Origin of the sequence: Streptomyces malaysiensis subsp. samsunensis (assembly GCF_024519315.1) — a bacterium.
Lineage (GTDB): Bacteria > Actinomycetota > Actinomycetes > Streptomycetales > Streptomycetaceae > Streptomyces > Streptomyces malaysiensis.
The window spans coordinates 13753-38744 of the sequence record NZ_JANIIC010000036.1; the positions used below are offsets into that span (position 1 = coordinate 13753).

At 69.2% G+C, this 24992-nt stretch carries 26 protein-coding genes; 17 read left to right on the forward strand and 9 right to left on the reverse strand.

What is annotated here, in order from left to right; genetic code table 11:
- Positions 1 to 88: 88 nt before the first annotated feature.
- The 3 genes from hppD (at position 89) to NQU54_RS27735 (ending at position 4017) form a co-directional block, all read left to right on the forward strand.
- A complete protein-coding gene (gene hppD / locus NQU54_RS27725) occupies positions 89 to 1237 on the forward strand; it encodes a 4-hydroxyphenylpyruvate dioxygenase (protein WP_257633468.1) in 1149 nt (382 codons plus the stop codon).
- Between the two features lie 311 nt (positions 1238 to 1548).
- Positions 1549 to 2544, forward strand: a complete 996-nt coding sequence (locus NQU54_RS27730; protein WP_232564529.1) for a phage baseplate protein — start codon at positions 1549 to 1551, stop codon at positions 2542 to 2544.
- A gap of 105 nt (positions 2545 to 2649) precedes the next feature.
- Positions 2650 to 4017, forward strand: a complete 1368-nt coding sequence (locus tag NQU54_RS27735; RefSeq protein WP_257633469.1) for an FAD-binding oxidoreductase — start codon at positions 2650 to 2652, stop codon at positions 4015 to 4017.
- A 223-nt stretch (positions 4018 to 4240) separates the two neighbouring features.
- Here the strand turns inward: NQU54_RS27735 and NQU54_RS27740 are convergent, their stop codons facing one another.
- The 4 genes from NQU54_RS27740 to NQU54_RS27755 all read right to left on the reverse strand — a co-directional run bounded on the left by NQU54_RS27740 (position 4241) and on the right by NQU54_RS27755 (position 6292).
- Positions 4241 to 4684, reverse strand: coding sequence for a hypothetical protein (locus NQU54_RS27740; protein WP_257633470.1), 444 nt, complete (start codon positions 4682 to 4684; stop codon positions 4241 to 4243).
- Between the two features lie 15 nt (positions 4685 to 4699).
- A complete protein-coding gene (locus NQU54_RS27745) occupies positions 4700 to 5323 on the reverse strand; it encodes an aminoglycoside phosphotransferase (RefSeq protein WP_257633471.1) in 624 nt (207 codons plus the stop codon).
- Between the two features lie 326 nt (positions 5324 to 5649).
- Positions 5650 to 5961 (reverse strand): hypothetical protein, encoded by a 312-nt coding sequence (locus tag NQU54_RS27750; protein WP_257633472.1) that lies wholly within the window; start codon positions 5959 to 5961, stop codon positions 5650 to 5652.
- A 133-nt stretch (positions 5962 to 6094) separates the two neighbouring features.
- Positions 6095 to 6292 (reverse strand): hypothetical protein, encoded by a 198-nt coding sequence (locus tag NQU54_RS27755; RefSeq protein WP_257633473.1) that lies wholly within the window; start codon positions 6290 to 6292, stop codon positions 6095 to 6097.
- A gap of 381 nt (positions 6293 to 6673) precedes the next feature.
- On the opposite strand from NQU54_RS27755, the gene NQU54_RS27760 reads away from it, so the two are divergent.
- The gene (locus NQU54_RS27760) at positions 6674 to 8020 is read left to right on the forward strand and encodes an NsdA family TPR-like regulatory protein (protein ID WP_257633474.1); all 1347 of its coding nucleotides are present in this window, start codon (positions 6674 to 6676) and stop codon (positions 8018 to 8020) included.
- 193 nt (positions 8021 to 8213) lie between these two features.
- Here the strand turns inward: NQU54_RS27760 and NQU54_RS27765 are convergent, their stop codons facing one another.
- Positions 8214 to 9263 carry an NAD(P)-dependent alcohol dehydrogenase gene (locus NQU54_RS27765; RefSeq protein WP_257633475.1) on the reverse strand — a complete coding sequence of 350 codons (1050 nt, stop codon included), beginning with the start codon at positions 9261 to 9263 and terminating at the stop codon, positions 8214 to 8216.
- Between the two features lie 137 nt (positions 9264 to 9400).
- Positions 9401 to 10366, reverse strand: a complete 966-nt coding sequence (locus NQU54_RS27770) for a helix-turn-helix transcriptional regulator (RefSeq protein WP_257633476.1) — start codon at positions 10364 to 10366, stop codon at positions 9401 to 9403.
- Between the two features lie 304 nt (positions 10367 to 10670).
- On the opposite strand from NQU54_RS27770, the gene NQU54_RS27775 reads away from it, so the two are divergent.
- The 3 genes from NQU54_RS27775 to NQU54_RS27785 all read left to right on the forward strand — a co-directional run bounded on the left by NQU54_RS27775 (position 10671) and on the right by NQU54_RS27785 (position 13662).
- Entirely contained in the window at positions 10671 to 12362 is a 1692-nt protein-coding gene (locus tag NQU54_RS27775) for an RDD family protein (protein WP_257633477.1), read from the forward strand.
- A gap of 140 nt (positions 12363 to 12502) precedes the next feature.
- On the forward strand, positions 12503 to 13078 hold the full coding sequence (locus tag NQU54_RS27780; protein WP_257633478.1) for an RDD family protein: 576 nt from the start codon (positions 12503 to 12505) through the stop codon (positions 13076 to 13078).
- A 77-nt stretch (positions 13079 to 13155) separates the two neighbouring features.
- Positions 13156 to 13662 carry an RDD family protein gene (locus NQU54_RS27785; protein ID WP_069863703.1) on the forward strand — a complete coding sequence of 169 codons (507 nt, stop codon included), beginning with the start codon at positions 13156 to 13158 and terminating at the stop codon, positions 13660 to 13662.
- 61 nt (positions 13663 to 13723) lie between these two features.
- On the opposite strand, the gene NQU54_RS27790 is transcribed toward NQU54_RS27785, so the two are convergent.
- Complete coding sequence (locus NQU54_RS27790; protein ID WP_257633479.1) at positions 13724 to 14008, reverse strand: hypothetical protein; 285 nt, start codon at positions 14006 to 14008, stop codon at positions 13724 to 13726.
- Between the two features lie 319 nt (positions 14009 to 14327).
- Here NQU54_RS27790 and NQU54_RS27795 point away from each other — a divergent pair, with 319 nt between their 5' ends.
- Positions 14328 to 16715: an immune inhibitor A domain-containing protein gene (locus NQU54_RS27795; RefSeq protein WP_257633480.1), complete on the forward strand. Its 2388-nt coding sequence runs from the start codon at positions 14328 to 14330 to the stop codon at positions 16713 to 16715.
- 134 nt (positions 16716 to 16849) lie between these two features.
- Positions 16850 to 17164, forward strand: a complete 315-nt coding sequence (locus tag NQU54_RS27800) for a hypothetical protein (protein ID WP_069863709.1) — start codon at positions 16850 to 16852, stop codon at positions 17162 to 17164.
- A gap of 123 nt (positions 17165 to 17287) precedes the next feature.
- Here NQU54_RS27800 and NQU54_RS27805 read toward each other — a convergent pair whose 3' ends face one another.
- Positions 17288 to 17872, reverse strand: a complete 585-nt coding sequence (locus tag NQU54_RS27805) for a nicotinamidase (RefSeq protein WP_257633481.1) — start codon at positions 17870 to 17872, stop codon at positions 17288 to 17290.
- A 59-nt stretch (positions 17873 to 17931) separates the two neighbouring features.
- On the reverse strand, positions 17932 to 19278 hold the full coding sequence (locus NQU54_RS27810; RefSeq protein ID WP_257633482.1) for a nicotinate phosphoribosyltransferase: 1347 nt from the start codon (positions 19276 to 19278) through the stop codon (positions 17932 to 17934).
- 82 nt (positions 19279 to 19360) lie between these two features.
- Here NQU54_RS27810 and clpS point away from each other — a divergent pair, with 82 nt between their 5' ends.
- The 8 genes from clpS (at position 19361) to NQU54_RS27845 (ending at position 24954) form a co-directional block, all read left to right on the forward strand.
- Complete coding sequence (gene clpS, locus NQU54_RS27815; RefSeq protein WP_069863715.1) at positions 19361 to 19672, forward strand: ATP-dependent Clp protease adapter ClpS; 312 nt, start codon at positions 19361 to 19363, stop codon at positions 19670 to 19672.
- Positions 19672 to 20283, forward strand: a complete 612-nt coding sequence (locus NQU54_RS27820) for a DUF2017 domain-containing protein (protein WP_257633483.1) — start codon at positions 19672 to 19674, stop codon at positions 20281 to 20283. Before clpS ends, NQU54_RS27820 begins: the two co-directional genes overlap by 1 nt.
- 213 nt (positions 20284 to 20496) lie before the next feature.
- Positions 20497 to 21912 (forward strand): amino acid permease, encoded by a 1416-nt coding sequence (locus NQU54_RS27825; RefSeq protein WP_257633484.1) that lies wholly within the window; start codon positions 20497 to 20499, stop codon positions 21910 to 21912.
- Positions 21913 to 22003: 91 nt separating this feature from the next.
- Positions 22004 to 22429, forward strand: a complete 426-nt coding sequence (locus tag NQU54_RS27830) for a M67 family metallopeptidase (protein WP_257633485.1) — start codon at positions 22004 to 22006, stop codon at positions 22427 to 22429.
- A 91-nt stretch (positions 22430 to 22520) separates the two neighbouring features.
- A complete protein-coding gene (locus tag NQU54_RS50215; protein ID WP_372506059.1) occupies positions 22521 to 22637 on the forward strand; it encodes a putative leader peptide in 117 nt (38 codons plus the stop codon).
- Between the two features lie 92 nt (positions 22638 to 22729).
- Entirely contained in the window at positions 22730 to 23062 is a 333-nt protein-coding gene (locus NQU54_RS27835; protein WP_257633486.1) for a MoaD/ThiS family protein, read from the forward strand.
- Complete coding sequence (locus NQU54_RS27840) at positions 23062 to 24012, forward strand: PLP-dependent cysteine synthase family protein (protein ID WP_257633487.1); 951 nt, start codon at positions 23062 to 23064, stop codon at positions 24010 to 24012. The genes NQU54_RS27835 and NQU54_RS27840 overlap by 1 nt, the downstream gene beginning before the upstream one ends.
- A gap of 189 nt (positions 24013 to 24201) precedes the next feature.
- Positions 24202 to 24954, forward strand: coding sequence for an MBL fold metallo-hydrolase (locus NQU54_RS27845; protein WP_257633488.1), 753 nt, complete (start codon positions 24202 to 24204; stop codon positions 24952 to 24954).
- Positions 24955 to 24992: the final 38 nt, after the last annotated feature.

A 24992-nucleotide genomic window follows, 5' to 3' on the forward strand; every position in this document is an offset into this window, starting at 1 on the left:
GCTGTCGCGGCAGGCTCTACCTATACATACTGACCAGCGTTTTCGCGAAGTGTTGCGCACCTTGAGTCATAGGGGGACGCTGCGAAGTATGACTGAGACGACAGAGATGATGCAGCAGGGAGACGCACGGCACGCCGACCCGTTCCCTGTGAAGGGGATGGACGCGGTCGTCTTCGCCGTCGGAAACGCCAAGCAGGCCGCGCACTACTACGCCACCGCCTTCGGTATGAAGCTCGTCGCCTACTCCGGCCCGGAGAACGGCAGCCGGGAGACGGCCAGTTACGTCCTGGTCTCCGGCAGCGCCCGCTTCGTGTTCACCTCCGTCATCAAACCGGTGAGCGCCTGGGGCCGCTTCCTGTCCGAGCATGTCGCCGAGCACGGCGACGGCGTGATCGACCTGGCGGTCGAGGTGCCGGACGCGCGCGCCGCGTACGCGTACGCCGTCGAGCACGGCGCCGCCGGGATCGAGGAGCCGCATGAGCTCAAGGACGAGCACGGCACGGTGGTCGTGGCCTCGATCCGCACCTACGGCGACACCCGTCACACCCTCGTCGAGCGCACCGGCTACGACGGCCCGTACCTCCCCGGCTACGAGGAGGCCGAGCCGATCGTCGAACCGGTGGCGCGCAGGAACTTCCAGGCGATCGACCACTGCGTCGGCAATGTGGAGCTCGGCCGGATGGACCGGTGGGTCCGCTTCTACAACGACGTCATGGGCTTCACCAACATGAAGGAGTTCGTGGGCGACGACATCGCCACCGAGTACTCCGCGCTGATGTCGAAGGTCGTGGCGGACGGCACCCGCAAGGTGAAGTTCCCGCTCAACGAGCCCGCGGTCGGCAAGAAGAAGTCCCAGATCGACGAGTACCTGGAGTTCTACGGCGGCCCCGGCGTCCAGCACATCGCGCTCGCCACCAACGACATCGTCGCCACGGTGCGGGCGATGCGCGCGGCCGGGGTGCGGTTCCTGGACACCCCGGACTCGTACTACGAGACCCTGGGGGAGTGGGTCGGCGACACCCGCGTCCCGCTGGAGACCCTCCGTGAGCTGAAGATCCTCGCCGACCGGGACGAGGACGGCTATCTGCTCCAGATCTTCACCAAGCCGGTCCAGGACCGGCCGACCGTCTTCTTCGAGCTGATCGAGCGGCATGGCTCGATGGGCTTCGGCAAGGGCAACTTCAAGGCGCTGTTCGAGGCGATCGAGCGCGAACAGGCCAAGCGCGGCAACCTCTGACCGCCACGCGACCGCCACGCGGGCAGGCGGGCCACGGCCCGCCCGTCTGCCCGCGTCGGCACGGCGGCCTGTCAGCGTCGGCACGGCCGCCCGCCCCGTATCGGCACGGCCCCGCCCATCCCCTCCCTCAATTCCGGTCAAATCCCGTCGACTCCCGTGCACCTGCGCCGCTGATGCCAGAAAAAGCGAACACCTGAATGGGAGCGCTTTCCCAAGGTCTACACTCACGGCGATCTGTTCACTCCAACACGGCGTGTTCACACGGGAGTTGTTGAGTATCAATGCACACGGAAAAGTACACTGCGGGGCGTTTGACCAGGCGTAGGTTCACCCTCGGTGGGGGAGTCGCCGCCGCCGGCGCGCTCGGCGCCTTCGCCGCCCGCGCCGGGGCCGCCACCGTGGCGGGGGGCCGGTTCGAGCTGTCGGTGCCCTCCACCCAGCTGATCCGCGAGAAGACCCCGCACAACTCCACCGTGGTGCAGTCCTTCGCGTTCGACGACATCAACGGGCATCTCTACACCGTCCAGCTGATGGAGGGCGGTATCCAGCTCAGCGGGGAGTCCGCCCCCGTCTCCGGCGCCGACCGCGCCGCCCACGGCGATCTGTGCGTCACCAAGCTCTCCCTCGCCGGCGCGAAGCTGGGCTCGATGTACCTCAAGGGATTCGGGCACGGTGTCGCCATGGGCTGTGAGCCGGTCGGCTCCACCGCCTATCTGTGGACCGAGACGGACGCCAACCCCGACTCCGGCTATGGGCGCGCGATCAGCCGCTTCAAGTTCGCCGACGGCACCGTGCTGTCGTCCGGTTCGTCCTCGCTGGTCAAGCACCGCCCGGTGGCGGGCTCCACCAGCAACCAGCCCGCCGTCGACATGCTCAACCGCCGGCTGCTGCTGCGCTACCGCCTCGACGGCGAGGCCCGCTACCGGCTGATGAGCCTCTCCGGGGTCAGCGCGGGCGACTACACCGCCGTGTACGACGACATACCCCAGACCGGCGTCGAGGACGGCGAGGTCTTCCAGGGCTTCACGGTCCTCGGCGACTACGCGTACCAGATGACCGGCACCGCCTACACCGACGAGGGCGGCGCCAACCCGCCCTCCGGCCACGGCAACACCTATGTCTCGTGCATCGATCTGCGCACCGGTGAGCTCGTCCAGCGCGCCCGTACCGAGGCCGCCTACTCGCTGGGCTACCGCGAGCCCGAGGGCATGGCCGTCCAGCTGTCCAGCCCCCGTCGGCTGTGCATGGGCTTCGCCTCGGGCGCCGCCGGGGACCGTAAGGTCAGCGTCTACTTCAAGGCGCAGTAGCGCCCACGACGCCCGCCGCTCCACGGCCCTCCCGGCGGTTCCTCGAGGTAATCCGTACGCTCCCGCGATCTTCCCCGGGCGCTTCCCGGGTGCGAGTCTGGAGATATGACGGACCTCATCGAGCTGCTGCGGGAGGGCCTCCCCGAGGAGGCGGTGCTGACCGACCCCGATGTGACCGGGGCCTACGCCAACGACATGGCCAGCTTCTGCGAGGCGGGCGCGCCCGCCGTGGTCGTCCTCCCGCGCACGGTCGAGCAGGTGCGGCACGTCTGCCGCACCGCCACCGCGCTGCGCGTCCCGGTCGTGCCCCAGGGCGCGCGCACCGGTCTGTCGGGCGCGGCCAACGCGTCCGACGGCTGCATCGTGCTGTCCCTGGTCAAGATGGACCGCATTCTGGAGATCAACCCGGTGGACCGGATCGCGGTCGTCGAGCCGGGCGTGATCAACGCGACCCTGTCCCGCGCGGTCATGGACAAGGGCCTCTACTATCCGCCGGACCCCTCCAGCTGGGAGCAGTGCACCATCGGGGGCAACATCGGCACCGCGTCCGGCGGGCTGTGCTGTGTGAAGTACGGCGTCACCGCCGAATACGTCCTCGGGCTCGATGTCGTCCTCGCCGACGGCCGGCTGCTGACGACCGGCCGCCGCACCGCCAAGGGGGTCGCGGGCTACGACCTGACCCGGCTCTTCGTCGGCTCCGAGGGCAGCCTCGGCATCGTCGTCCGCGCGGTGCTCGCCCTCAAGCCCGCCCCGCTCGAACAGCTGGTACTCGCCGCCGAGTTCCCCTCCACGGCGTCCGCCTGCGACGCCATCTGCCGGATCATGGAGCGCGGCCACGCGCCCTCGCTGCTGGAGCTGATGGACCGTACGAGCGTCCGCGCGGTCAACGCGATGGGGAACATGGGCCTGCCGGAGTCCACCGAGGCGCTGCTGATGGCGGCGTTCGACACCCCGGACCCGGCCCCCGACCTCGCCGCCGTCGCCGAGCTGTGCACGGCGGCCGGGGCGACGGAGGTGGTCCCGGCCGAGAGCGCCGCCGAGTCCGACATGCTGCTCCAGGCCCGCCGGATGACGCTTCCGGCGCTGGAGGCGGTCAAGGGCGTCACCATGATCGACGACGTCTGTGTGCCCCGCTCCCGGCTGGCCGAGATGATCGACGGCACGGCCGCCATCGCCGAGCGGTACGACCTGACCATCGGCGTCGTCGCCCACGCCGGGGACGGCAACACCCATCCCACGGTGTGCTTCGACGCGGCCGACCCCGATGAGTCCCGGCGCGCCCGTGAGTCCTTCGACGCCATCATGGCGCTGGGCCTGGAGCTGGGCGGCACCATCACCGGTGAGCACGGCGTCGGCGTCCTCAAACGGGAGTGGCTGGCGCGTGAACTGGGGCCGGTGGGGGTGGAGTTGCAGCGCGGTATCAAGCAGGTCTTCGATCCGCTGGGCCTGCTCAACCCCGGCAAGATCTTTTAACGGCAGCCCTGGCAGGGCCCCGCCTCGGGGCAAGCCCTATGCGATGGAGTGGCCCGAGGCGGGATGATCAAGGAACTGCCCGTTGGCAGTCGTTCCGAACCTTGAATTCGTTAGGTGTTCCCTTGTGGATTTGCCCATGCTCGGGGGTGGACTGCGGGGTGCGGGGGCCATGAGGCCGCCCGCGGAGCCGTGGAAGCGCGGCGGGCGGGAAAGGCGTGGGCGGTCAGTGACTCCGTAGAGCCTCGGCAAGTTGGATGAGCTGCCGGCTTGGGAAGTGGATCAGTGCGGCGTCAGCGAGGCCGCTCGGTTCGAGGGGGACGTTCATGCGCCAGGAACCAGGGCGCCACGGGTGGCGGACGTGGTCGGCGAACAGCGGTGTCTCGGCGAGCAACGCCACCATGCGCAGAGCGTCGGCGGTCGGGAGTTTCAGCAGGGCCCATCCGCGGTGGTAGTCGATGAAGGCGTCGCCCCCGTAGCCGAGTGGGACGTCGCGCTGTTCCCGTACACCGGCGGTCGCCTCGCCTACGTCTTGGCAACAGGCGGTAGTCGTGAAACCGAGGCGCCACAGTTCACTGATGACAGGGACCATGCCGATGTCTATGTCTACGTGCTCCCCCGGGGGAGTGATGAGCGTGTGGTGCGGGTGGATGAGCGGGTCGGCTGGCATGCCATTCCCCTCGTTTCAGGGTCGGCGGTAGGTGGCCCATTGGTTCGCGGCTGTGGCGAGGGACTGCTTCCATACGATGTCGGGAGCGTCCGCAGCGATGCCGGCCCATAGCCGGTCTTGGGCAGTCGCGAAGACGTCGACCGCGCGGGCCGACGCGGTGGACCATGCGGGAGTTGCGGCGGCCCATTGTTCGGCGTCTGCGGGGGTGTGGCCGGCGGAGATCAGCCAGACGACCCAACAGGCGGCGTCGATCCATGCGGCGCCGGCAGTCGGCCACGCCCAGTCGACGACGCGGGCGACGTTATGGATGATGAGGACGTTGTCGGGGGTCCAGTCGGTGTGCAGCAGCGTGTTGCCGCGTAGCAACTCGGCGTCGTTGGGGTGATCGAAGTAGTCAGCGAGGCGCTGCTCGATCCGTTTCAGCTCGACGTCTGAGGGGGCGCGCACTCTGGACAGCGTGGTGATCGCCTCGGCGATGACCGGCAGGTCGTTGGAACCAGGGCTGTAGTCGGCGGGGCGGCCGTCGAGGTGTTCGAATCCGAGCAGGTTCCACTCGCCATCGTCGATAGCCCACAGCAGGCGAGGCGCGAGGGGGGCGACGTAGCGATTGATGGTGGCCTCGCGCTTCTGTGTCCACACGCGAGGGTGATCGCAGCGCAGGCCCTTGACGAAGATGCGGCCGGCGTGACTGCTTCGCGTAGTTCCAAGTAGTGATGCGTCTTGATCTTTGCGCCGCTGCTGTTTCCCGGGCGCAAGAGTAAGTGGTCGTTGAGGAATGGAGCGGCGATCAGTTCGTGCATGGCTCCCCTTGTTGGGTGAGGTGTCGGTCAGCTCGTCCGATAGCCCGTCCCCTTGCAGTCGCGGCAGCGAATGACGACGACCTTTCCGCGCCGCATGATCTTGATGGGCTTCTTTCCATCGCAGGTGATGCAGGCTCGGACATGAGCCGTCCCGGGATGGGGGCGTCAGCGGATGCGTCCGGCAACGTCGAGCGGCCTTGGGGTGTTCTGTGCGGAAGTGCTGGGGATACGGGACGCGGTGGCCGATCGTCGTATCTGCGTGGCGACGTGATGTGGTGTGAAAATGCGTGTGACCTCGATGGTCAGGGAACGCGGCAAAAAGTACGCGTTGCCGTCCACGAATTGCAGCCTCTTGCGGTTTCCGGCGATCTCGCGTACGTCGGCGACGGCGTGAGGGATGCCGCCCACGCTGATTACATCGCCGGGGCGGATGCTGTCGCCGGTGATGGTGACGCTGTGCACGATCTCTCGCGCCATGCCGGACTCCATATCTGTGTGAGCTGAGATTGGGGGAGGTTGTGACCGCTTCTGCCGGGAGTCCTTGAGACTTGGGGGAACGGCGTTAGGCCAGCGGGTGATGACATCGGTGATCTCGCCCCGCGCAGCCATCTCACGAACGCGGTCGCCAGCCCCGGCGATGCCGGTGGTCCGGCTCCCCGAAGGGGTCGGCGATCGTCTCTACCAGGCGCAGGCCGCGCTCATCCGCGAACGCGCGGCTGCCCTCCGCGACGGCCCGCTCTTCGGGCAGCTTCGAGGCAGTTCGGCCCCGGTCGACGCATACGTGCAGCACGGCAGCGTGGATGTTCATCGGGCGGCCCTTCCTCGGTGGTGGGGGCACTGGCACGTGGGCCACGCTCCCTTGGAATCGGGCACCTTTGCCGGGGTGACCACTGACTTTTTCCGCACCGTTGTGCGGCTCCCGTCCGGCCTGAGCCGGTACACCTCCAACGTCATCCCGCTGGGCTGTTCCGCTGCGGCTGTCATCGTCACGCCTTGGTCCGGGGGCGGGGGAAAAGCCGCGCCGATCCTTCTCGGTGGTTGGGGGTGAAGAAACCGGTGCGACCGTCAACCGGCCGCCCGATCTCGATCACCGAACGGCCGGTAATCACTCAACTCCAGTGCGCGCATGGAGGTAAGGGAGCAGAGTGGAGGCACGGTTGAACTGGTTGAACACAGCTCGGGGGTTGGAATGGCACGACGACAGCGCACGCCGAATAGGGCTCTCGCGGGCCTGATGCAGACGGAGGGGATCGGAAACGCGCAGCTGGCGCGGCGCACGAACGCCGTCGGAAAAGAACTGCGGGTCACGCTGCATTACGACAAGTCGAGTGTGTCGCAGTGGCTCGCCGGTAGTACGCCGAAGCCGCAGGCACGGCCCGCGATCCTCGAAGCGCTCTCCCGACTCGCTGGGCGGCCGATAACGTCCGCCGAAGTGGGCTGGGGGGACGATCCGGTCGAAGAGCGCGATGTTGTTTCGGGAGTGATGGCGCTGAGCCGAGCAGACATGGACCCGTCCCGCCGTAGCGTGCTGACAGCGGCTATGTACGCGGCCACGCTGGTGGTCCCCACATACGACGAGTTGGCCGGAGAACCGGACCAGCGTGTGAAGGACACCAGCGTGAGGAGCCCTCTTCACATCGGCATGAGCGACGTTGAGACCGTGACCAGGATGACGGACAAGGTCGCCGAGATCCTGGACGAGATCGGCGCTGGTCACGCTCGGCCGATGGCAGCGGCCTTCATCACGAACACCATCGGCCACTATCTGCGCGCTGACGCCTCGGAGAAGGTGCGCAAGGCCATGCTCGCGGCTGTCTCGGACTTCGTGTACCTCACCGGCTGGATGGCGATGTACGAGACGAAGCAAGGGCTCGGGCAGAGGTACTACCTGCGTGCGCTCGATCTCGCGGCGAGGGGAGAAGACCACGTCACCTACTGCCGGACCCTGCGAGGCATGTCGTTGCAGGCGTCCCACCTCGGCTACGGGCGGAAGGCGTTGGAACTCGCGGACGCAGCAGCGGAGGCCGCGCCCGCATCTGGGCCGCGTCTGGTGGCGTTCCTGTGTGGGCAGCAGGCCGCCGCGGCGGCGATGACCGGCGACCGGAACACCGCCCTGACGCGTTTGCGTGAAACGGAGGCCGCGCTGGCTCAGGCCGACAACCGGCGGGACGCCGTAGGTGGGTACGACGAAGCCGCCTTCCACTTCCACGAGGCGCATGTCAGGTGGTCACTCAAGGATGGGCCGGGCAGCATCAAGGCCCTGCGCCGCTCCAACGCCGCCCGCAGCTTCCAGGAACGTCAAGGGCGAGTGCACTGCCTTGGGGTGATCGCTCAACGGCAGATGGCCATGCGCCACGTCGAGGCAGCCTGTGCCACCTGGAACGAGTTTCTCGACGAGCACCAGATGGTCAGCTCCGCGCGGGGGGATGAGCACCTGCGGAACCTGCGCACCGGCCTCAAGCCGTATGCGTCGCTGCCGGTTGTGCGCACCCTCGCCGAACGGGCGCGCGAGGTCGCCCATCTGAAGGCAGCTTGAAATAACACAATGCCCCGCACGCGGCCATGAACGGCCGTGTGCGGGCCATCGCTAACGGGCGAGAACAGGCGGCGCAGCAGGGCCGCCGGCTTGAGGAGGAACAGAAAGTCGGCAAGCTGTTCTGAGGCCGCCCGGACCCGGGGGTGGTCCGGACGGCCTCGGCCTGGTCACGCCGCCGGTGAGGCGGCGTCGATCACGCCTTCAGGGAAGCGATGTCGATCACGAAGCGGTACCGCACATCGCTGCTCACGACGCGGTCGTAGGCTTCGTTGATCTGCTCGCCGTCGATCAGCTCGATCTCCGCGCCGAGCCCGTGCTCGGCGCAGAAGTCCAGCATCTCCTGCGTCTGCCGGATACCGCCGATCTTCGAGCCGGCCATTGTCTTACGGGCCCCGATCAGCGAGAACTGGTTGAAGGCGCTGAGGTTCTCCGGCGCGCCCACGTGCACCAGCGTGCCGTCCCGCTTGAGCAGCGAGAGATAGCCGTCCAGCGGGAGGTTGGCCGAGGTGGTGTTGACGATCAGGTCGAAGGTGCCGGCCAGTTCGGTGAAGGTGGCCTCGTCGCCGGTGGCGTAGAAGTGGTCGGCGCCCAGCCGCAGCCCGTCGTCCTTCTTACGGAGCGTCTGGCTCAGCACGGTCACCTCGGCGCCCATCGCATGGGCGATCTTCACGCCCATGTGGCCCAGCCCACCGAGGCCGATGATGGCCACGTTCTTACCGGGCCCGGCGTTCCAGTGGGCCAGCGGGGAGTAGAGGGTGATCCCGGCGCACAGCAGCGGGGCGGCGATGTCCAGCGAAATCCCCTCGGGGATGCGCAGGACGTAGTTCTCGTCCACCACGATGTGGGTGCTGTAGCCGCCATAGGTGGGGGAGCCGTCGTACGCCGTGGCGTTGTACGTCTGCACCTCGCCCTTGAGGCAGAACTGCTCCTCGCCCGCGAGGCAGTTCTCGCACTCGCGGCAGGAGTCGACGAAGCAGCCCACGCCGACCCGGTCGCCCACGGCGTACGCGGTCACACCGGGGCCGACCTCGGCGACCACACCGGCGATCTCATGGCCGGGCACCATCGGGAAGAGGGCGGTGCCCCACTCCTCGCGGGCCTGGTGGATGTCGGAGTGGCAGATACCGGCGTAGGCGATCTCGATCAGTACATCGTGCTCGCGCAGTGCTCGGCGTTCGATGGTGGTCTTCTCCAGCGGGGCCTTCGGAGCGGGGGCTGCGTAGGCGGTGACGCTGGTGGTCATAGAGATGTCTCCCTGGAAGGAATGCGAAGAACGCGAGGAATGTGCTGGGTGAGAGGGCAGGCGGGGGTAGGGGTGGTCGGGCGAATGGCACTAATCGCGCGAATCGGGAGGTGGGGGTGAAGGGGTGATGGGTGGGATCAGGGGGAAACGTCGGAGGACGGTCCCCGCGAAGGACGCGCTTCGGAGCGGGACCCGTCGGAGCGGGACCCGTCGGAAGGGGCCCCTTCGGAACGGGGCGCGTAAGGATCGGTCGAGGGAGTCGCCGTCCAGCTCGCCAGCAGCCGCAGGGCCGCCTCGGAGGGGGAGCCGGGCTCGACCGTGTAGATGCACAGGGCCTGGTCGGGATCGCCGGGGACGATCACGTTCTCGTAGGCCAGCGTCATGTCCCCGACCACCGGATGGTGGTAGAGCTTGACGCCGTGGGTCTTCTCACGGACGTTGTGGTCCGCCCACCATGTGCGGAACTCCGGGCTCTTGATGGTGAGCTCGCCCACGAGCTCGGTCAGCCGGGGGTCCTCGGGATGGTGCCCGGCCTCCAGCCGGAGGGAGGCCACCATCTCCGCCGCGACCGTCTCCCACTCCGGCCACAGCGAACGGGCCGCCTCGTCGAGGAACATGAAGCGGGCCATGTTCCGCTCGTGGTACGGGAGCGCCTCGAAGTCGATGATCAGCGCCCTGGCCAGCCGGTTGGAGGCCAGGACATCGCCCCTGCGCCCGAGGACGAAGGCCGGTGAGACCCCGTCCAGCGTGCGCAGCAGCGCATGCACCCCGGGCCGCACCCGCTGGGCGCGGGGCGGCCGGCGGCGCACTGTGCGCCGGGGGCGCGGCCGGGTCAGCTCGAAGAGGTACGCGCGTTCGGTGTCGTTCAGCTGGAGCGCACGGGCCACGGCGTCCAGCACCGCCTCCGACACATTGAGATGGCGGCCCTGCTCCAGACGCGTGTAGTAGTCCGTGCTCACCCCGGCCAGCTGCGCCAGCTCCTCCCGGCGCAGCCCCGGGACCCGACGGGGGCTGTCGTTGCTCACGTGCACGCCCGCGTCCCCGGGGCCCAGACGGGCCCTGCGGCTCCGCAGGAACTCACTGAGCTCGGTATTGCGGTCCATGGGTTCCAGTATTGGCAATGGAAAAGGCACCTGAGCGTGCCAAAGTAGGTCTGCTGAACCTAGGCCGGGCGGGGCCAGGTGGGCCGTGGCCGCTCGTACGGCTTCGTGGGGCTCGCACGGGAGAGTGGTGGCGGGAAGCTGTGGGCTTGAGGCGTTGGACCGGTCTGATAGACCTTGACAGCGCGCTCCGGGTTGCACTGCGGCTCTTGTACGGCAAACTGCTTACCGCCCACCCTCACCGCGAGGCACCGCAAAGGCGCAGCGCAGTACAGCACGGCCGAGCAGATACGGGACATCGGAGATCATGAGCGCCCCTACCTCAGGATCCGCGGACGGCAGCTCCATCCCTGGCTTTTATCCTGATCCGTCCATCCCCGGCTACATCCGGTACTGGAACGGCGCCGCCTGGGTGCCCGGCACCAGCCGTCCTGCCCCGGCCGAGGGCGAGGCCATGCCCGCGCCGCCGCCCGGTGTCACCCATACCCAGGTGATCAGCCCGCCGCCGGACGAGACGGGCCCGATGTTCCTGGACGAGGACCCGGCGCCGTCGGCCGCCGAGGAGACCGGCAGCGCACTGCCCGAGCTGCGCCGGAGCGCCGAGATGGACGTCCGGGGCGCGGGCGGGGCGCCCGAGGCGGCGGCCGGTGGTATCGGGGCCCAGCCGGTGCCGCCCGGCGGCGTCCCGGCGTCCGTGGACTGGAACGATCCGCAGCGGCTGTACGGCACCCGCCCCGAGGCCGGGTCGGCCTGGCAGGCGGACGCCTCCCGGCAGGGCGGGTTCGGCGGGGAGCGGGACCGCCGGATCTCCTGGGGCTCGGAGACGGATGCCCCCGGCGACCCACGGGCCGGTGGCGGGCAGCCCGGTGGCGGCCCGCGGCCCGGGGTGCCCGATCCGCGGCGCGCGGGCCCGGATGAGGGCGGCGGTCGCGACGACGGCACGCTGACGATGCGCGCGGGCGGGAGCGGACGGACGGCGGACCGCTCGACGCAGGCCCTGCCGCCGGTGCGCCGGGCCCCGGAACTGCCCCCGGCGGACGAGGGGGAGACGCCCCCCGCGGCGGGCGACGGGACGATGACGATCCGCGCGGTGGGGCAGGGCGGCGGAGCGGCGCCCACGACGGGTCAGGGGCAGGGCCAGGGCCGGAACCAGGCGCCCGGCCGCGACGACGGGACGATGGCGATCCGGGCGATCGGCCGCGGCGGCTCGCGCAAGGGCGCCGGAGCGGCACCCCCGGCCCAGCCCCCGCACCAGCCCCACCAGCCTCCTCAGCCGCACCAGCCCCACCAGCCTCCCCAGCCGCACCAGGCCCAGCAGCCCCCGCAGCCGCACCAGCCCCCGCAGCCCTTCGGCGGGATCCCCGCCCAGGGCGGTGGCGGCCCGGCCTGGCCGCAGCAGGGGCCCCAGCACCAGTTCGCCCAGCAGCCCGGCCCGCCGCAGGACGCGCCCGAAGGCGTCATCCCCTGGAAGCCGCCCGTCGACAACCCCTTCCTGCTGGCCGCCCAGGCCGAGGGGCGGCCCGCCCCGCTCGGCCGCCGCCTCGCCGCCCGGCTGGTCGACACGGCCGTGCTGCTCGGCATCGTCGGCGCCGTCGCGTTCCCGCTGTGGGGCAGGGCCAGCGACCACATCGACGAGAAGGTCGAGACGGCCAAGCAGAGCGGCGAGACCGTCACGGTCTACTTCCTGGACGGCACGACCAGCGGCTATCTGGCCATCGTCCTCGGTCTGCTGCTCGTCTTCGGCGTCGTCCTGGAGGCGCTGCCGACCGCCAAGTGGGGCCGCACCCTGGGCAAGCGGCTGTGCGGGGTGCGGGTCCTGGACATCGAGGGGCACGACAAGCCGTCGTTCGGCGCCGCGCTGCGCCGCTGGCTGGTCTACTCGGTGCTGGGGGTGCTCGTCATCGGCGTGCTGAACGTGCTGTGGTGCCTGTTCGACCGCCCCTGGCGGCAGTGCTGGCACGACAAGGCGGCCCGTACCTTCGTCGCGTCCGCCACCTGAGCCGCCCCTTCTGCCCCGGCCGCCCGTGCGGTCCTTCCCCGGACTGAACATCCGCCTCGACTGAGGCGGATGGACGATCCCGGTCGCCCGAACGGGGCGCGCCGGATGCGACAGCCCCGGCTCCGGGGTCGACTCGGGCCATGAGCACCGACCAGCCGCCCCCCGGGCCCGATGAGCCCCGGGACGGGGACAGCCGCGACCCGTTCGCGAAATATCCGCGGGCGAACGGCTCCCCGTACGAGGACCACACCGCCGGAGCCGAGCCGTACGCCGGGATGCCGCCGCTCGCGCACCTCGGCCGCCGTCTGATCGCCCGGATCATCGACGCGCTGCTCATCGGCATCCCGGTCGGGCTGGTGGTGACCGCGGTCGCGGGCGGCTACGACCCGATCGACGGCAGCGCCCGTTCGACCACCGTCACGCTGGTCTATGTCCTGGTCTACTTCCTCTACGAGGGGCTGATGCTGACCCGGGACGGCCAGACCGTCGGCAAGAAGGCGATGAAGATCCGGGTCGCCATGCTGGAGAACGGTCAGCCCCCGGTCGGTCAGGCGGGCTGGGTGCGGGCCGCGGTGTACGCCCTGCCGGAGATCGTGCCCTGCTGCGGCTTCTTCTTCTGGCTGATCAATGTGTTGTGGTGCACCTGGGACCGGCCCTACCGGCAGTGTCTGCACGACAAGGCGGCCAAGACCCTCGTGGTCTCGACCGTTCCCTGAGCCTGAGCACCCCCCCTCAGCCCCCGGGAAGCCACCCTGAGCTTCCGGTCCACCGGGGGCGCTGATGTAATCGGGGCATGGCCCCCGATCCGCTGCCCTCGCCCCCACAGATGTTCCCCCCAGGGATGCCCCCGCTGGCCACCCCTGGTCAGCGCTTCGCCGCCCGGCTCGTCGACATCGTCATCCTCGGCGCGATCTGGACGGTGGCGCTCATATCGACCGGCGCGCTCCAGTACACGATGGACCACCCGGGCGAGCAGCACATGGGGAAGGTCACCGCCGCACTGGTGATCACCATGGCGCTCTACTTCGTCTACGAGGGCGTCATGCTGGCCCTCAGCGGACAGACGCTCGGCAAGAAGGCGCTGCGCATCCGGGTGGCGATGCTGTCCGACGGGAATGTGCCGGCCGGTCAGGGCTGGGTCCGCGCGGCGGTCTACGTACTGCCCGGGATGCTGATCCCGCTGCTGATCGGCACGGTCTTCTGGCTGGTGAACTCGGCATCGCTGCTGTGGGACAAGCCGTTCCAGCGCTGTCTGCACGACAAGGCCGCACGGACCGTCGTGGTGTCAGCCGTGCAGTGAGCCGCTGTGCAGTGAGCCGCTGTGCGGTGAGCCGCTGTGCCACCGGCCGTGGTGGTCGCTGTCAGCCGTGGATCGAGTCGGCGTGCGCCCGGGTGTGGGCGCGCTCCGACCCCGTCATGGGGCGGCTGGTGCGGACGGTGCGGCTGGTGCGGCTGGTGCGGCTGGTGCGGGACACCCGAGCCACCGGCACGGTGAGTGCGACGAGGAGCCCGGACGCGAGCCCGACCACGGTGACCACCCCCACGCCGAGCCCCGATCGGGTCTGGGACAGCAGCAGCATGGCGAAGGTCGAGAGAACGACGGTGGCCGAACCATAGACGAGCTGTGCAGGAGTCGGACGCGGCATGGCGGGATCCGTCCTCGGGGGCGATATGCAGGGGGCATGAGTCAGGCTGATGTGCACCGTCAGCGCTGACTCTACGGTGGTGAATGCCCTGGGGGAACGGAAGTAAGCGTGACCTCACCCACGACGCCGTTGCACAGGGGGCGCACGGAATCACCGGGTGTTCCAACCGGCGTGCGGGGCGCGCCCGTTGCCGTCCGTTAAACGGAACGCCGGGATCGCAGAACGTACTTGTCTCATCAGTCCAAGTCAAGGTCTGTCTTTTCTCCTGCCACTCCGGTCAAATGTCCGGCACTGGCGTGGAAAGGGGAGGACTGAGCGAGTGAACAGCCAACGGAGGACGGTCAGATCGGCCGCCATAGCCACAGTGGTGGCCGCGCTCGGAGCGGCGGCACTCTCAACCGGAATGGCTCAGGCGGACGCACCGTCTACGCGTGTCGAGCGCCATGACCCGGCGCCCGCGAAGACGGATGTCGAGCACGATCTCGAGGGCCCGTACAGCAAGCGGCAGGAAGCGCAGCGCCAGGAGGCGCTGCGTCAGGTCATCTCCGGCGACACCCGGGCCACCACGCGCGGGGCGTCCAAGGTGGTGAAGCTGGGCAAGGGCAAGTACGTCGAGCTGGCCCGGGAGAAGACCGACAAGATCTTCACCATCCTGGTCGAGTTCGGCGACAAGGTGGACGACACCACCATGTACGACCCGGACGGGGACGGCCCCGAGCCGCCGGTGAAGAAGTACGGCGGCGACCCGGGCCCGGCGCACAACACCATCGCCGAGCCGGACCGCGCCAACGACAACAGCACGGACTGGCAGAAGGACTTCGACCGCGAGCACTTCCAGGACCTCTACTTCTCCTCGGACAAGAAGAAGCAGTCCCTGAAGAAGTACTACGAGAAGCAGTCCTCGGGCCGCTACTCCGTGGACGGCGAGGTCTCCGACTGGGTCAAGGTCGACTGGAACGAGGCCCGCTACGGCTCCAACTACTGCGGCGACACCAACTGCGCCAACGCCTGGGACCTGATCCGCGACGGTGTCAACCAGTGGGCCGAGGACCAGAAGGCGGCCGGCCGCACCGACGCGCAGATCAAGGCGGACCTGTCCCAGTACGACCAGTGGGACCGCTACGACTACGACGGCGACGGCAACTTCAACGAGCCCGACGGCTACATCGACCACTTCCAGATCGTCCACGCCGGTGAGGACGAGTCCGCGGGCGGCGGCGTCCAGGGCGAGAACGCGATCTGGGCGCACCGCTGGTACGCGTACGGCACCGACGCGGGCAAGACCGGCCCGGCCGACAACAAGTCGGGCGGCGCGCAGATCGGCGACACGGGCGTCTGGGTCGGCGACTACACCATGCAGCCGGAGAACGGCGGCCTCGGCGTCTTCGCCCATGAGTACGGCCACGACCTGGGCCTGCCGGACGAGTACGACACCACCGGCAAGGGCGAGTCGTCCGTCGCCTACTGGTCGCTGATGTCCTCGGGTTCCTGGCTCGGCACCGGTAAGGACGCCATCGGCGATCTGCCCGGCGACATGGGCGCCTGGGACAAGCTCCAGCTGGGGTGGCTGAACTACGCCACGGCCAAGGCCGGTAAGAAGTCCACCCACACCCTCGGGGTCGCCGAGTACAACACCAAGGACAAGCAGGCGCTGGTCGTCGAGTTGCCCGCCAAGCCTGTCACCACCGAGGTGGTCGCCCCCGCCGAGGGCACCAAGCAGTGGTGGAGCGGGATGGGTGACGACCTGAAGAACACCCTTACCCGGTCCGTGGACCTCACCGGCAAGTCCAAGGCGAGCCTGGACCTCCAGGGCTGGTGGGACATCGAGGACAGCTACGACTACCTCTACACCGAGGTCTCCACGGACGGCGGCGCCAACTGGACGCCCGTCGACGGCACCGCCGACGGCAAGACCATCCCGCGCGACGCCGGTGACAAGCCCGCACTGACCGGCACCTCGGGGGCGTACCAGAAGCTCTCCTTCCCGCTGGACGCCTACGCGGGCAAGAAGATCGACCTGCGCTTCCGCTACCAGACCGACGGCGGTGTGGCGCAGAAGGGCTTCGCGGCCGACGCGATCACCCTGACCGCGGACGGCGCCCCGGTCTTCAGCGACGGCGCCGAGGGCGATGACAACGGCTGGACCGCGAACGGCTTCTCGCGCATCGGCAAGTCCTTCAGCAAGGACTACCCGCAGTACTACATCGCCGAGAACCGGCAGTACGTGTCGTACGACACCACCCTGAAGACCGGTCCGTACAACTTCGGCTGGCCCTCCACCCGGCCCAACTGGGTCGAGCACTTCCCGTACCAGAACGGGCTGCTGATCTGGCAGTGGGACACCTCGCAGCCGGATAACAACGTCGGCGTCCACCCGGGCAGCGGTCAGATCCTGCCGATCGACGCGCACCCCGGCGTCGAGAAGTGGGCGGACGGCACGCTGATGCGCAACCGGATCCAGGCGTACGACTCGCCCTTCAGCCGGCTCCCCTCGGACGGCTTCACGCTGCACAAGGACGGCAAGGCCGCCAAGGTGAAGCCGAAGACCGGTATCTCGGTCTTCGACGACCGTAAGGGGACGTACTGGGACGAGAGCAACCCGACCGGCAGTGTGAAGGTTGCTGACACCAACACCCGGATCAAGATCCTCAAGGAGCTCCCGGGCGGCTCGACGATGACCGTCCAGGTGGGACCGTCCGCCTCCTAGATCCACACCAGTCTGCGTCTTCGCAGGTCAGAGCGGTAGCGGCCGTCGCCCCCTAGCGGGCGGCGGCCGTTAGCGTTTAGATGCCCCTACGACCTTCTTGTTGACACGACGTCTCACGGGGGACATGACCCGCAATGGCCGATGGAGGATTCACCAAGCTGCCCGGCGGCAGCGTGGTGGTCGCACTGACGCTGCCGCGCCCGCTGGGCGACGGCGGCGTCCGCGTACTCGTACACGCCGCGAATCGCCAGCGCGCCCTGACCAGGCTGCGCAATCTCGGGCTTCGCGCCGTCTATCTGCGCGGTAACAGCGCGCCGCCGACACCCGACGAGGTGACGGCGGTGCTGCACCATCCCGAGGGGCTGGTCTGGCGCACCGCGCCGGACCACGGAGGGGAGCTCTGGCATCCGATCGCCGCCCTTCTCAGACCGCCGGCCCCGGCCTCGTAGCGCCGGGGTCAGGGCCGGGGGTCCAGGGGGAGGCTGGGAGGCGCCCAGAGCGCCTCCAGCGCCCTCGGACGGGGCCGCCGGACCCGCGGCCAGGTTGCCTCGGGCGACGACCGGCCGGTGCCCTCAGACCACCGGCTTGCCGCTGAGCTCGACCCCGGCCGCCCGCAGCTCCTCCAGGGCGCGCTCGGTCGTGCCGGGGGAGACGCCCGCGGTCAGGTCCAGCAGGACGCGCGCCGCGAACCCCTCGCGGCGCGCGTCCAGCGCGGTGGCCCGCACGCAGTGGTCGGTGGCGATGCCCACCACGTCCACCTCGGTCACCTCGCGTCGGCGCAGCCACTCGGCGAGCGGGGTGCCGTGCTCGTCGCTGCCCTCGAAACCGCTGTACGCCGCCTGGTAGGCGCCCTTGTCGAAGACCGCCTCGATCGCGCCGGAGGCGACGGCGGGCGCGAAGTTCGGGTGGAAGCCGACGCCCTCGGTGCCCGCGACACAGTGCACCGGCCAGCTGTGCTCGTAGTCCGGGTTGTCCGAGAAGTGATCGCCCGGGTCGATGTGGTGATCACGGGTGGCGACGATATGGCGGTAACCGGGCGTGGCCTCCCCGATCAGATCGGTGATCGTGGCGGCGACGTCCGCGCCCCCCGTCACCGCGAGGCTTCCGCCCTCGCAGAAGTCGTTCTGGACGTCGACGACGATCAGTGCCCGGTGCATGTCACCGAGGGTAGACACTTCACGTCGATTGCGGCAGTGGGCGTGCCCCGCGTTCCCGCTCATGACCCGCCCCGGGCCCGCAGGTACTCGGTGGGGAGGACCGGCTCCCCGCGCGAGAGCTGGGTGGCCGAGAGCGGCAGCCCGGCCCGGGCCGCCTTGTGCCGGTCCCGTGCCGCGTCCAGCGGCTCCCGGGCCACGATCTCACCGCCGCGCACCAGCTCCACCAGCAGCTGATGGTCCGCCAGCTCCCCGGGGACCTCCCCGGTGCCGATCACCTCGGCCTCGGCCACACCGTGCTCGTCCACCCGCCGCGCGGCCCATTTGCAGCCGCCCACCGAGCTCTTGGCGCCCATGGACTTCTTGGCCACCGGCAGCAGCGGCGCCCCCGGATCGTCCGAACCGGCCCGCGCCACCAGCTTGTAGACCATCGAGCAGGTGGGGTGGCCGCTGCCGGTGACCAGCTGGGTGCCGACCCCGTAGGCGTCCACGGGGGCCGCGGCCAGCGAGGCGATCGCGTACTCGTCGAGATCGCTGGTCACCACGATCCTGGTGTTCTTGGCGCCCAGCTCGTCGAGCTGCTGGCGCACCCGGTGGGCGAGCAGCAGCAGATCGCCGGAGTCGATCCTCACGGCGCCCAGGTCCTTCCCGGCCACCTCCACGGCGGTGCGCACCGCCTCGACGACGTCATAGGTGTCCACGAGCAGGGTGGTGTCGCTGCCGTGCGCCTGGACCTGCGCGATGAAGGCGTCCCGCTCGCTGTCGTGCAGCAGGGTGAAGGCGTGGGCGCTGGTGCCCACGGTGGGGATGTTGTAGCGGAATCCGGCGGCGAGGTCGGAGGTGGTGGTGAAGCCGCCCACGTAGGCGGCGCGGGCGGCGGCGACGGCGGCCAGCTCATGGGTGCGGCGGGCGCCCATCTCGATGAGCGGCCGGTCGCCGGCGGCGGTGGACATCCGGGACGCGGCGGCGGCCACCGCGGAGTCGTGGTTGAGGATGGAGAGGATGACGGTCTCCAGCAGCACCGCCTCGGCGAAGGTGCCCTCCACCCGCATGATCGGCGAGCCGGGGAAGTAGACCTCGCCCTCGGGGTAGCCCCAGATGTCGCCGCGGAAGCGGTAGTCGGCGAGCCAGTCGACGGTCTGCTCGTCCACGATCCGCTGCTGGGCGAGGAAGTCCAGCACGTCGCGGTCGAAGCGGAAGTTCTCGACGGCGTCCAGCACCCGCCCGGTGCCCGCGACGACACCGTAGCGGCGGCCCTCGGGGAGGCGCCTGGTGAAGACCTCGAAGACCGAGCGGCGGTCGGCGGTGCCCGCCCGCAGCGCGGCCTGCAACATGGTGAGTTCGTACCGGTCGGTGAAGAGTGCGGTCGACGGCACGTCCACCGGCAGTCCCAAGTCCGCAGTGTCCATGGTTGACGATGCTACCTCCCGTACTCGTCAGAGTGACGAGATGTGGTGCCGGTTTATGCGACGGCCCGTACCGGGTGGCAGCATGGGACGTGTGAGTGTCACGCCCGTGGAGATCGAACGTCCCGAATCCCGTGAGGCACCGATGTCGGTGCCCGAGCCCGACGTTCCCTGGGTGACGGTGGTCCATAACGACCCCGTCAATCTCATGAGCTATGTGACCTACGTCTTCCAGAGCTACTTCGGCTACCCCAAGGACAAGGCGCACCGTTTGATGCTCGACGTCCACCACAAGGGTCGCGCGATCGTCTCCAGCGGCACCCGCGAGGAGATGGAGCGCGACGTACAGGCGATGCACGGATACGGCCTGTGGGCGACCCTCCAGCAGGAGCGCTGATGTCGGGACGTTTCGAACCGCTGCCCGACGGCGGCGCCGCCATCACGCTGGACGAGGTCGAGATCTCCATCCTGCGCAGCCTGGCCATGCAGCTCGCCGAGCTGATCGGCCCGGGTGACCAGCCCGCCGGGGGCGGCGACCCGCTGGACGCGCTCTTCGCCGACGGCCCCAGCAAGCCGCCCGCCGATCCGGCGCTCGCCCGGCTGTTCCCGGACGCCTACAGCCCCCCGGACCAGGAGCTGGGGCCGCGGGAGGAGAAGGCGGCGCGCGAGGCGTCCGCGGAGTTCCGCCGCTTCACCGAGAACGACCTGCGGGCGCGCAAGCGCGAGGACGTCCTGACGGTGGTGCGCGACCTGGACGCGCTGACCCCCGGACCGTCCGCGGGCGGCCCGGCCGTGCTGGAGCTGGCGCCGGACAAGTCCCGGCAGTGGCTGGGCGCCCTCAACGACCTGCGGCTGGCCATCGGGACCCGGCTGGAGGTCAGCGACGAGGACGACGGCGGTGAGCTGCTGCGGCTGCCGGACTCCGATCCGCGCAAGCCGATGGTCATGGCGTACTTCTGGCTCGGGGGGCTCCAGGAGACCCTCGTCGAGACGCTGATGCCGGAATGATCTCCTCCGGCAATTACTGAGTGTTCGTTTAGAGGATGCTCAACTCCGGATAACGATCGCATCACCGCGCTCATGAACTTTATTGAGCGCGGTAACTTTTGTCCGCTTCTTCCTGTGGCGTGTGCCACACGTGGCCCGCTCGATCGGTGGGGCGGCCGTGGTAAATCTTCACGATCGCCAGACCAGCCGCCACAGGGAGAAAGGCGCAGCAAAATGACCTCAGCGGCTCCTGAAGAGGACTATGAGCGGGGCCTTGGCAGTCGCCAGGTCCAGATGATCGCTATCGGCGGCGCTATCGGCGTCGGCCTGTTCATGGGCGCCGGGGCGAATATCGCCAAGGCCGGCCCGAGCATCATCCTGATGTACGCCCTCGCGGGTGTGGTCGTCTTCTTCATCATGAGAGCGCTCGGTGAGCTGCTCCTCTACCGGCGGTCCTCGGGCTCCTTCGCGGAGTACATCCGGGAGTTCCTGGGCCCGTTCTTCGGCTATGTGACCGGCTGGACCTACTGGCTGCTGTGGGTGGTGACCGGCATGGCCGAGCTCACGGCCGCCGCCATCTACATCAACTTCTGGTTCCCCTCGATCCCGCAGTGGATCAGCGCCCTGGTCTTCCTGGTGGTGCTCTTCGGGGTCAACCTGATCTCGGTCAAGGTCTTCGGTGAGATCGAGTTCTGGTTCTCGATGGTCAAGGTCACCGCGATCATCGGCATGATCGTGATCGGCCTCGGTGTGCTCACCCTCGGTTTCTCCGACGCCGGTGACACCGCCGCCGCCTCGAACCTCTGGTCCCACGGAGGGTTCTTCCCCAACGGCATCGGCGACAGCCTGATGACCCTCCAGGGTGTGATGTTCGCCTACCTCGCCGTCGAACTGGTCGGCGTCACCGCGAGCGAGTCCGAGGACCCCGAGAGGACCCTGCCCAAGGCGATCAACACCCTGCCGTGGCGCATCATCATCTTCTACGTCGGCTCCCTGACGGTGCTGCTGGCGGTCGTCAAGTGGACCGAGTTCTCGGCCGGCGAGAGCCCCTTCGTGCACGGCTTCTCCAAGATCGGCATCCCCCTCGCCGCCGGTATCGTCAACTTCGTCGTCCTGACCGCGGCCCTGTCCGCCTGCAACTCCGGTATGTACTCCACCGGCCGGATGCTGCGCGACCTGGCGACCAGCGGTGAGGGGCCGGGGATCTTCGCCCGGCTCAACGCCCGCAAGTCCCCGGCCCTCGGTATCGCCTTCTCCGTCCTCTTCATGGGTATCGGCGTGCTCCTCAACTACGTCGTCCCCGAGAAGGCGTTCACCTACGTCACCTCGGTGTCCACGGCCTGCGGTATCTTCACCTGGCTGATGATCCTGTTCGCCCACATCCGGTACCGCCGCGCGTTCCGCGCCGGCCGGCTGCCCGCCTCGAGTTTCCCGGCCCCGGGCGGCTCGTTCTTCAGCTGGGTGGCGGTGGTCTTCCTGCTGTTCGTGACCTGCTTGGTCGCCTACGACAAGGACGCCCGGGTCTCCCTGTACATCGGTGCCGGTTGGGCCGTCTGCCTGGTGATCGGCTGGTACGTCCTCAAGGCCCGCGGCGGTGCGCAGCCGCTCGGCCAGTCGGACGCGGTGGAGCCGGAGTACGCGCGCAAGTAGTCCGCGGCGCATCAGTATCGCCTTTTGGGCGCAGCATCTCAGCAGGCGGGCTCCGGACCACTGTCCGGAGCCCGCCTCCTATTCTTCTGTCATGCTGACCATCACCCAGGCGCTCCACGACAAGATCGTCGCGCACGCCCGCGCCGACCACCCCGACGAGGCATGCGGTGTGATCGCGGGCCCCGCCGGAAGCGGCCGCCCGTCGCGGTTCATCCCGATGCTGAACGCGGCCCGTTCCCCCACCTTCTACGAGTTCGACTCGGGTGACCTGCTCAAGCTCTACCGTGAGATGGACGACCGGGACGAGGAACCGGTGGTCATCTACCACTCGCACACCGCCACCGAGGCGTACCCCTCCCGCACCGACATCTCCTACGCCAATGAGCCCGGCGCCCACTACGTCCTGATCTCCACGGCGGAGTGCGGCAATGACGAGGGCCCCTTCCAGTTCCGGTCCTTCCGGATCGTGGACGGTGAGGTCACCGAGGAAGAGGTAGAGATCGTCCCGGGCGGCTGAACCAGTGCCTGGTCTCGTATCGCGGTCGCTACCTGTCCGTATCCCGGGATTGCCTACCGGAGCCCGGTTCGGGAATCGATACGATGAGTCCATGGTTTTCGATGACGTGAGCGAGAAGACGCCGGGCATGCTGCTCGTGGCGCGGCTCCACGTCGACCTGTGCCGGCTCGCCAGCGCGATGTGTCCGCGCCGCGCCGTGGGCGCCTGAGCGCGCGCCCCAGACGCCCGACGCCCTTCGACGACGTCCTCCCGGCCGCTTCGGTCCGGGAGCCCATCCCGCCCTCCGACAGGAGCTCAGACATGGCCATCGAGGTCCGCATCCCGACCATCCTCCGCACCTACACCGACGGCCAGAAGGCGGTCGAGGGCAGCGGGACCACGCTCGCCGAACTCTTCGCCGACCTCGAGTCCCGGCACTCCGGGATCCAGGACCGCCTGGTCGACGGCGGTGAGCTGCGCCGTTTCGTCAACGTCTACCTGAACGACGAGGACGTCCGCTTCCTCGACGGCATCTCCACCAAGCTCTCGGACGGCGACAATGTGACGATTCTCCCCGCCGTCGCAGGTGGGGCTCTCGGGGCGGAGCCCCGTCCTGCTGGGGTGGTGGCCGGGCGACGGGCGGGCAGGCTCTGATGCTGTACGACAGCCCTCTGGCCGCGGTCGGCAATACGCCGCTCGTCCGGCTGCCGCGGCTCTCGCCCTCCTCCGAGGTACGGGTCTGGGCCAAGCTGGAGGACCGCAACCCGACCGGTTCGATCAAGGACCGCCCCGCGCTCCATATGATCGAACAGGCCGAGAAGGACGGCCGGTTGACCGTCGGCTGCACCATCCTCGAGCCCACCTCCGGCAACACCGGTATCTCGCTCGCGATGGCGGCCAAGCTCAAGGGCTACCGCATCGTCTGCGTGATGCCGGAGAACACCAGCGAGGAGCGGCGTCAGCTGCTCGCCATGTGGGGCGCGGAGATCATCTCCTCGCCCGCCGCCGGCGGCTCCAACACCGCCGTCCGGGTGGCCAAGGAGCTGGCGGGGCAGCACCCGGACTGGGTGATGCTGTACCAGTACGGAAACCCGGACAACGCCGGCGCCCACTACGCCACCACCGGCCCGGAGATCCTGGCCGACCTGCCCTCCATCACCCACTTCGTCGCCGGTCTGGGCACCACCGGCACCCTGATGGGCGTCGGCCGCTATCTGCGCGAGAACAAGCCGGACGTCCAGATCGTCGCCGCCGAGCCGCGCTACGACGACGTCGTCTACGGACTCCGTAACCTCGACGAGGGCTTCGTCCCCGAGCTGTATGACGAGTCCGTCCTGACCACCCGCTTCTCCGTCGGCTCCGAGGACGCGGTGGCCCGCACCCGGGAACTCCTCGCCCAGGAGGGCATCTTCGCGGGCGTCTCCACCGGGGCCGCGCTGCACGCCGCCCTCGGTGTCGCCCGTAAGGCGGTCAAGGCCGGGCAGAGCGCCGATGTGGTCTTCATCGTCGCCGACGGTGGCTGGAAGTACCTCTCCACCGGTGTCTACACGGCGGCCACCACCGAGGAGGCGATCGAGACGCTGCACGGCCAGCTCTGGGCGTAGCCCGGGCCGATCGGCCGGCGGGGGGCATGGCCGGGCGCCACCCGGCTCCGTCCTGGTGATTCCGCCCACAACGCGGGCCTGTGGAGGAGCTGCCTGGGCTTTTGCGCCTTACGCTCGTGGGCACCGCATGACCCCCCGCACCTGCCCATGGCCCTCGGCATGGGGACCCCTCAAGGAGGTTCCTGCTTCATGAAGCTCACCGTCGTCGGATGCTCAGGGTCGTTCCCGTCCGCGGAATCGGCCTGCTCGAGCTACCTCGTAGAGGCCGACGGCTTCCGGCTGCTCCTCGACATGGGCAATGGCGCCCTTGGCGAGTTGCAGCGCCACTGCGGTCTCTACGACCTCGACGCCGTGCTGCTCTCCCATCTCCACCCCGATCACTTCATCGACATGTGCGGATACTTCGTCGCGCGCTACTACCGGCACGACGGGGGCCGCGCCGAAGCGATCCCCGTCTACGGCCCCGAGGACACCGAGCGGCGGCTGGTCCAGGCGTACGACGACGTGCCCGACGAGAAGTCGATGCGCGAGGTCTTCGACTTCCGCACCCTGACGCCCGGCGGCTTCGAGATCGGCCCCTTCACCATCCACGCCGAGCGGGTCTGCCACCCGGTGGAGGCGTTCGGGTTCCGGATCGAGTGCGGCGGCCGCACGCTGGTCTACTCGGGCGACACGGGCCCCTGTGAGGCCCTGGTGGACCTGGCCCGGGGCGGTGACCTCTTCCTGTGCGAGGCGGCCTTCACGCACGGCAAGGAGGACATCCCGGAGCTGCACCTCAACGGCCGCCAGGCGGGTGAGCACGCGCTGCGCGCAGGGGTGGGGACCCTGGTGCTCACCCATATCCCGCCGTGGACGGACCCCGAGATCAACCAGCGCGACGCACAGGCGGTTTTCGGCGGCCCGGTGGAGCTGGCCGCCCCGGGGATCACGTACGAGATCTGAGCCCAGCCCCAGCCCTCCCGGAACGGACCGTCCTGGAA

Bases quoted from the DNA above. Each gene is read 5' to 3' on its own strand.
- NQU54_RS27790 (WP_257633479.1), bottom strand. From the start codon at position 14,008: ATGCCGCGTCCGACTCCTGCACAGCTCGTCTATGGTTCGGCCACCGTC.
- NQU54_RS27820 (WP_257633483.1), top strand. From the start codon at position 19,672: ATGTCGGGACGTTTCGAACCGCTGCCCGACGGCGGCGCCGCCATCACG.
- NQU54_RS27840 (WP_257633487.1), top strand. From the start codon at position 23,062: ATGCTGTACGACAGCCCTCTGGCCGCGGTCGGCAATACGCCGCTCGTC.
- hppD (WP_257633468.1), top strand. From the start codon at position 89: ATGACTGAGACGACAGAGATGATGCAGCAGGGAGACGCACGGCACGCC.
- NQU54_RS27770 (WP_257633476.1), bottom strand. From the start codon at position 10,366: ATGGACCGCAATACCGAGCTCAGTGAGTTCCTGCGGAGCCGCAGGGCC.
- NQU54_RS27835 (WP_257633486.1), top strand. From the start codon at position 22,730: ATGGCCATCGAGGTCCGCATCCCGACCATCCTCCGCACCTACACCGAC.
- NQU54_RS27810 (WP_257633482.1), bottom strand. From the start codon at position 19,278: ATGGACACTGCGGACTTGGGACTGCCGGTGGACGTGCCGTCGACCGCA.
- NQU54_RS27800 (WP_069863709.1), top strand. From the start codon at position 16,850: ATGGCCGATGGAGGATTCACCAAGCTGCCCGGCGGCAGCGTGGTGGTC.
- NQU54_RS27785 (WP_069863703.1), top strand. From the start codon at position 13,156: ATGGCCCCCGATCCGCTGCCCTCGCCCCCACAGATGTTCCCCCCAGGG.
- NQU54_RS27755 (WP_257633473.1), bottom strand. From the start codon at position 6,292: ATGAACATCCACGCTGCCGTGCTGCACGTATGCGTCGACCGGGGCCGA.
- NQU54_RS27750 (WP_257633472.1), bottom strand. From the start codon at position 5,961: ATGGCGCGAGAGATCGTGCACAGCGTCACCATCACCGGCGACAGCATC.
- clpS (WP_069863715.1), top strand. From the start codon at position 19,361: ATGGGACGTGTGAGTGTCACGCCCGTGGAGATCGAACGTCCCGAATCC.
- NQU54_RS27760 (WP_257633474.1), top strand. From the start codon at position 6,674: ATGGCACGACGACAGCGCACGCCGAATAGGGCTCTCGCGGGCCTGATG.
- NQU54_RS27780 (WP_257633478.1), top strand. From the start codon at position 12,503: ATGAGCACCGACCAGCCGCCCCCCGGGCCCGATGAGCCCCGGGACGGG.
- NQU54_RS27825 (WP_257633484.1), top strand. From the start codon at position 20,497: ATGACCTCAGCGGCTCCTGAAGAGGACTATGAGCGGGGCCTTGGCAGT.
- NQU54_RS27775 (WP_257633477.1), top strand. From the start codon at position 10,671: ATGAGCGCCCCTACCTCAGGATCCGCGGACGGCAGCTCCATCCCTGGC.
- NQU54_RS27830 (WP_257633485.1), top strand. From the start codon at position 22,004: ATGCTGACCATCACCCAGGCGCTCCACGACAAGATCGTCGCGCACGCC.
- NQU54_RS27735 (WP_257633469.1), top strand. From the start codon at position 2,650: ATGACGGACCTCATCGAGCTGCTGCGGGAGGGCCTCCCCGAGGAGGCG.
- NQU54_RS27805 (WP_257633481.1), bottom strand. From the start codon at position 17,872: ATGCACCGGGCACTGATCGTCGTCGACGTCCAGAACGACTTCTGCGAG.
- NQU54_RS27765 (WP_257633475.1), bottom strand. From the start codon at position 9,263: ATGACCACCAGCGTCACCGCCTACGCAGCCCCCGCTCCGAAGGCCCCG.
- NQU54_RS27845 (WP_257633488.1), top strand. From the start codon at position 24,202: ATGAAGCTCACCGTCGTCGGATGCTCAGGGTCGTTCCCGTCCGCGGAA.
- NQU54_RS50215 (WP_372506059.1), top strand. From the start codon at position 22,521: ATGGTTTTCGATGACGTGAGCGAGAAGACGCCGGGCATGCTGCTCGTG.
- NQU54_RS27740 (WP_257633470.1), bottom strand. From the start codon at position 4,684: ATGCCAGCCGACCCGCTCATCCACCCGCACCACACGCTCATCACTCCC.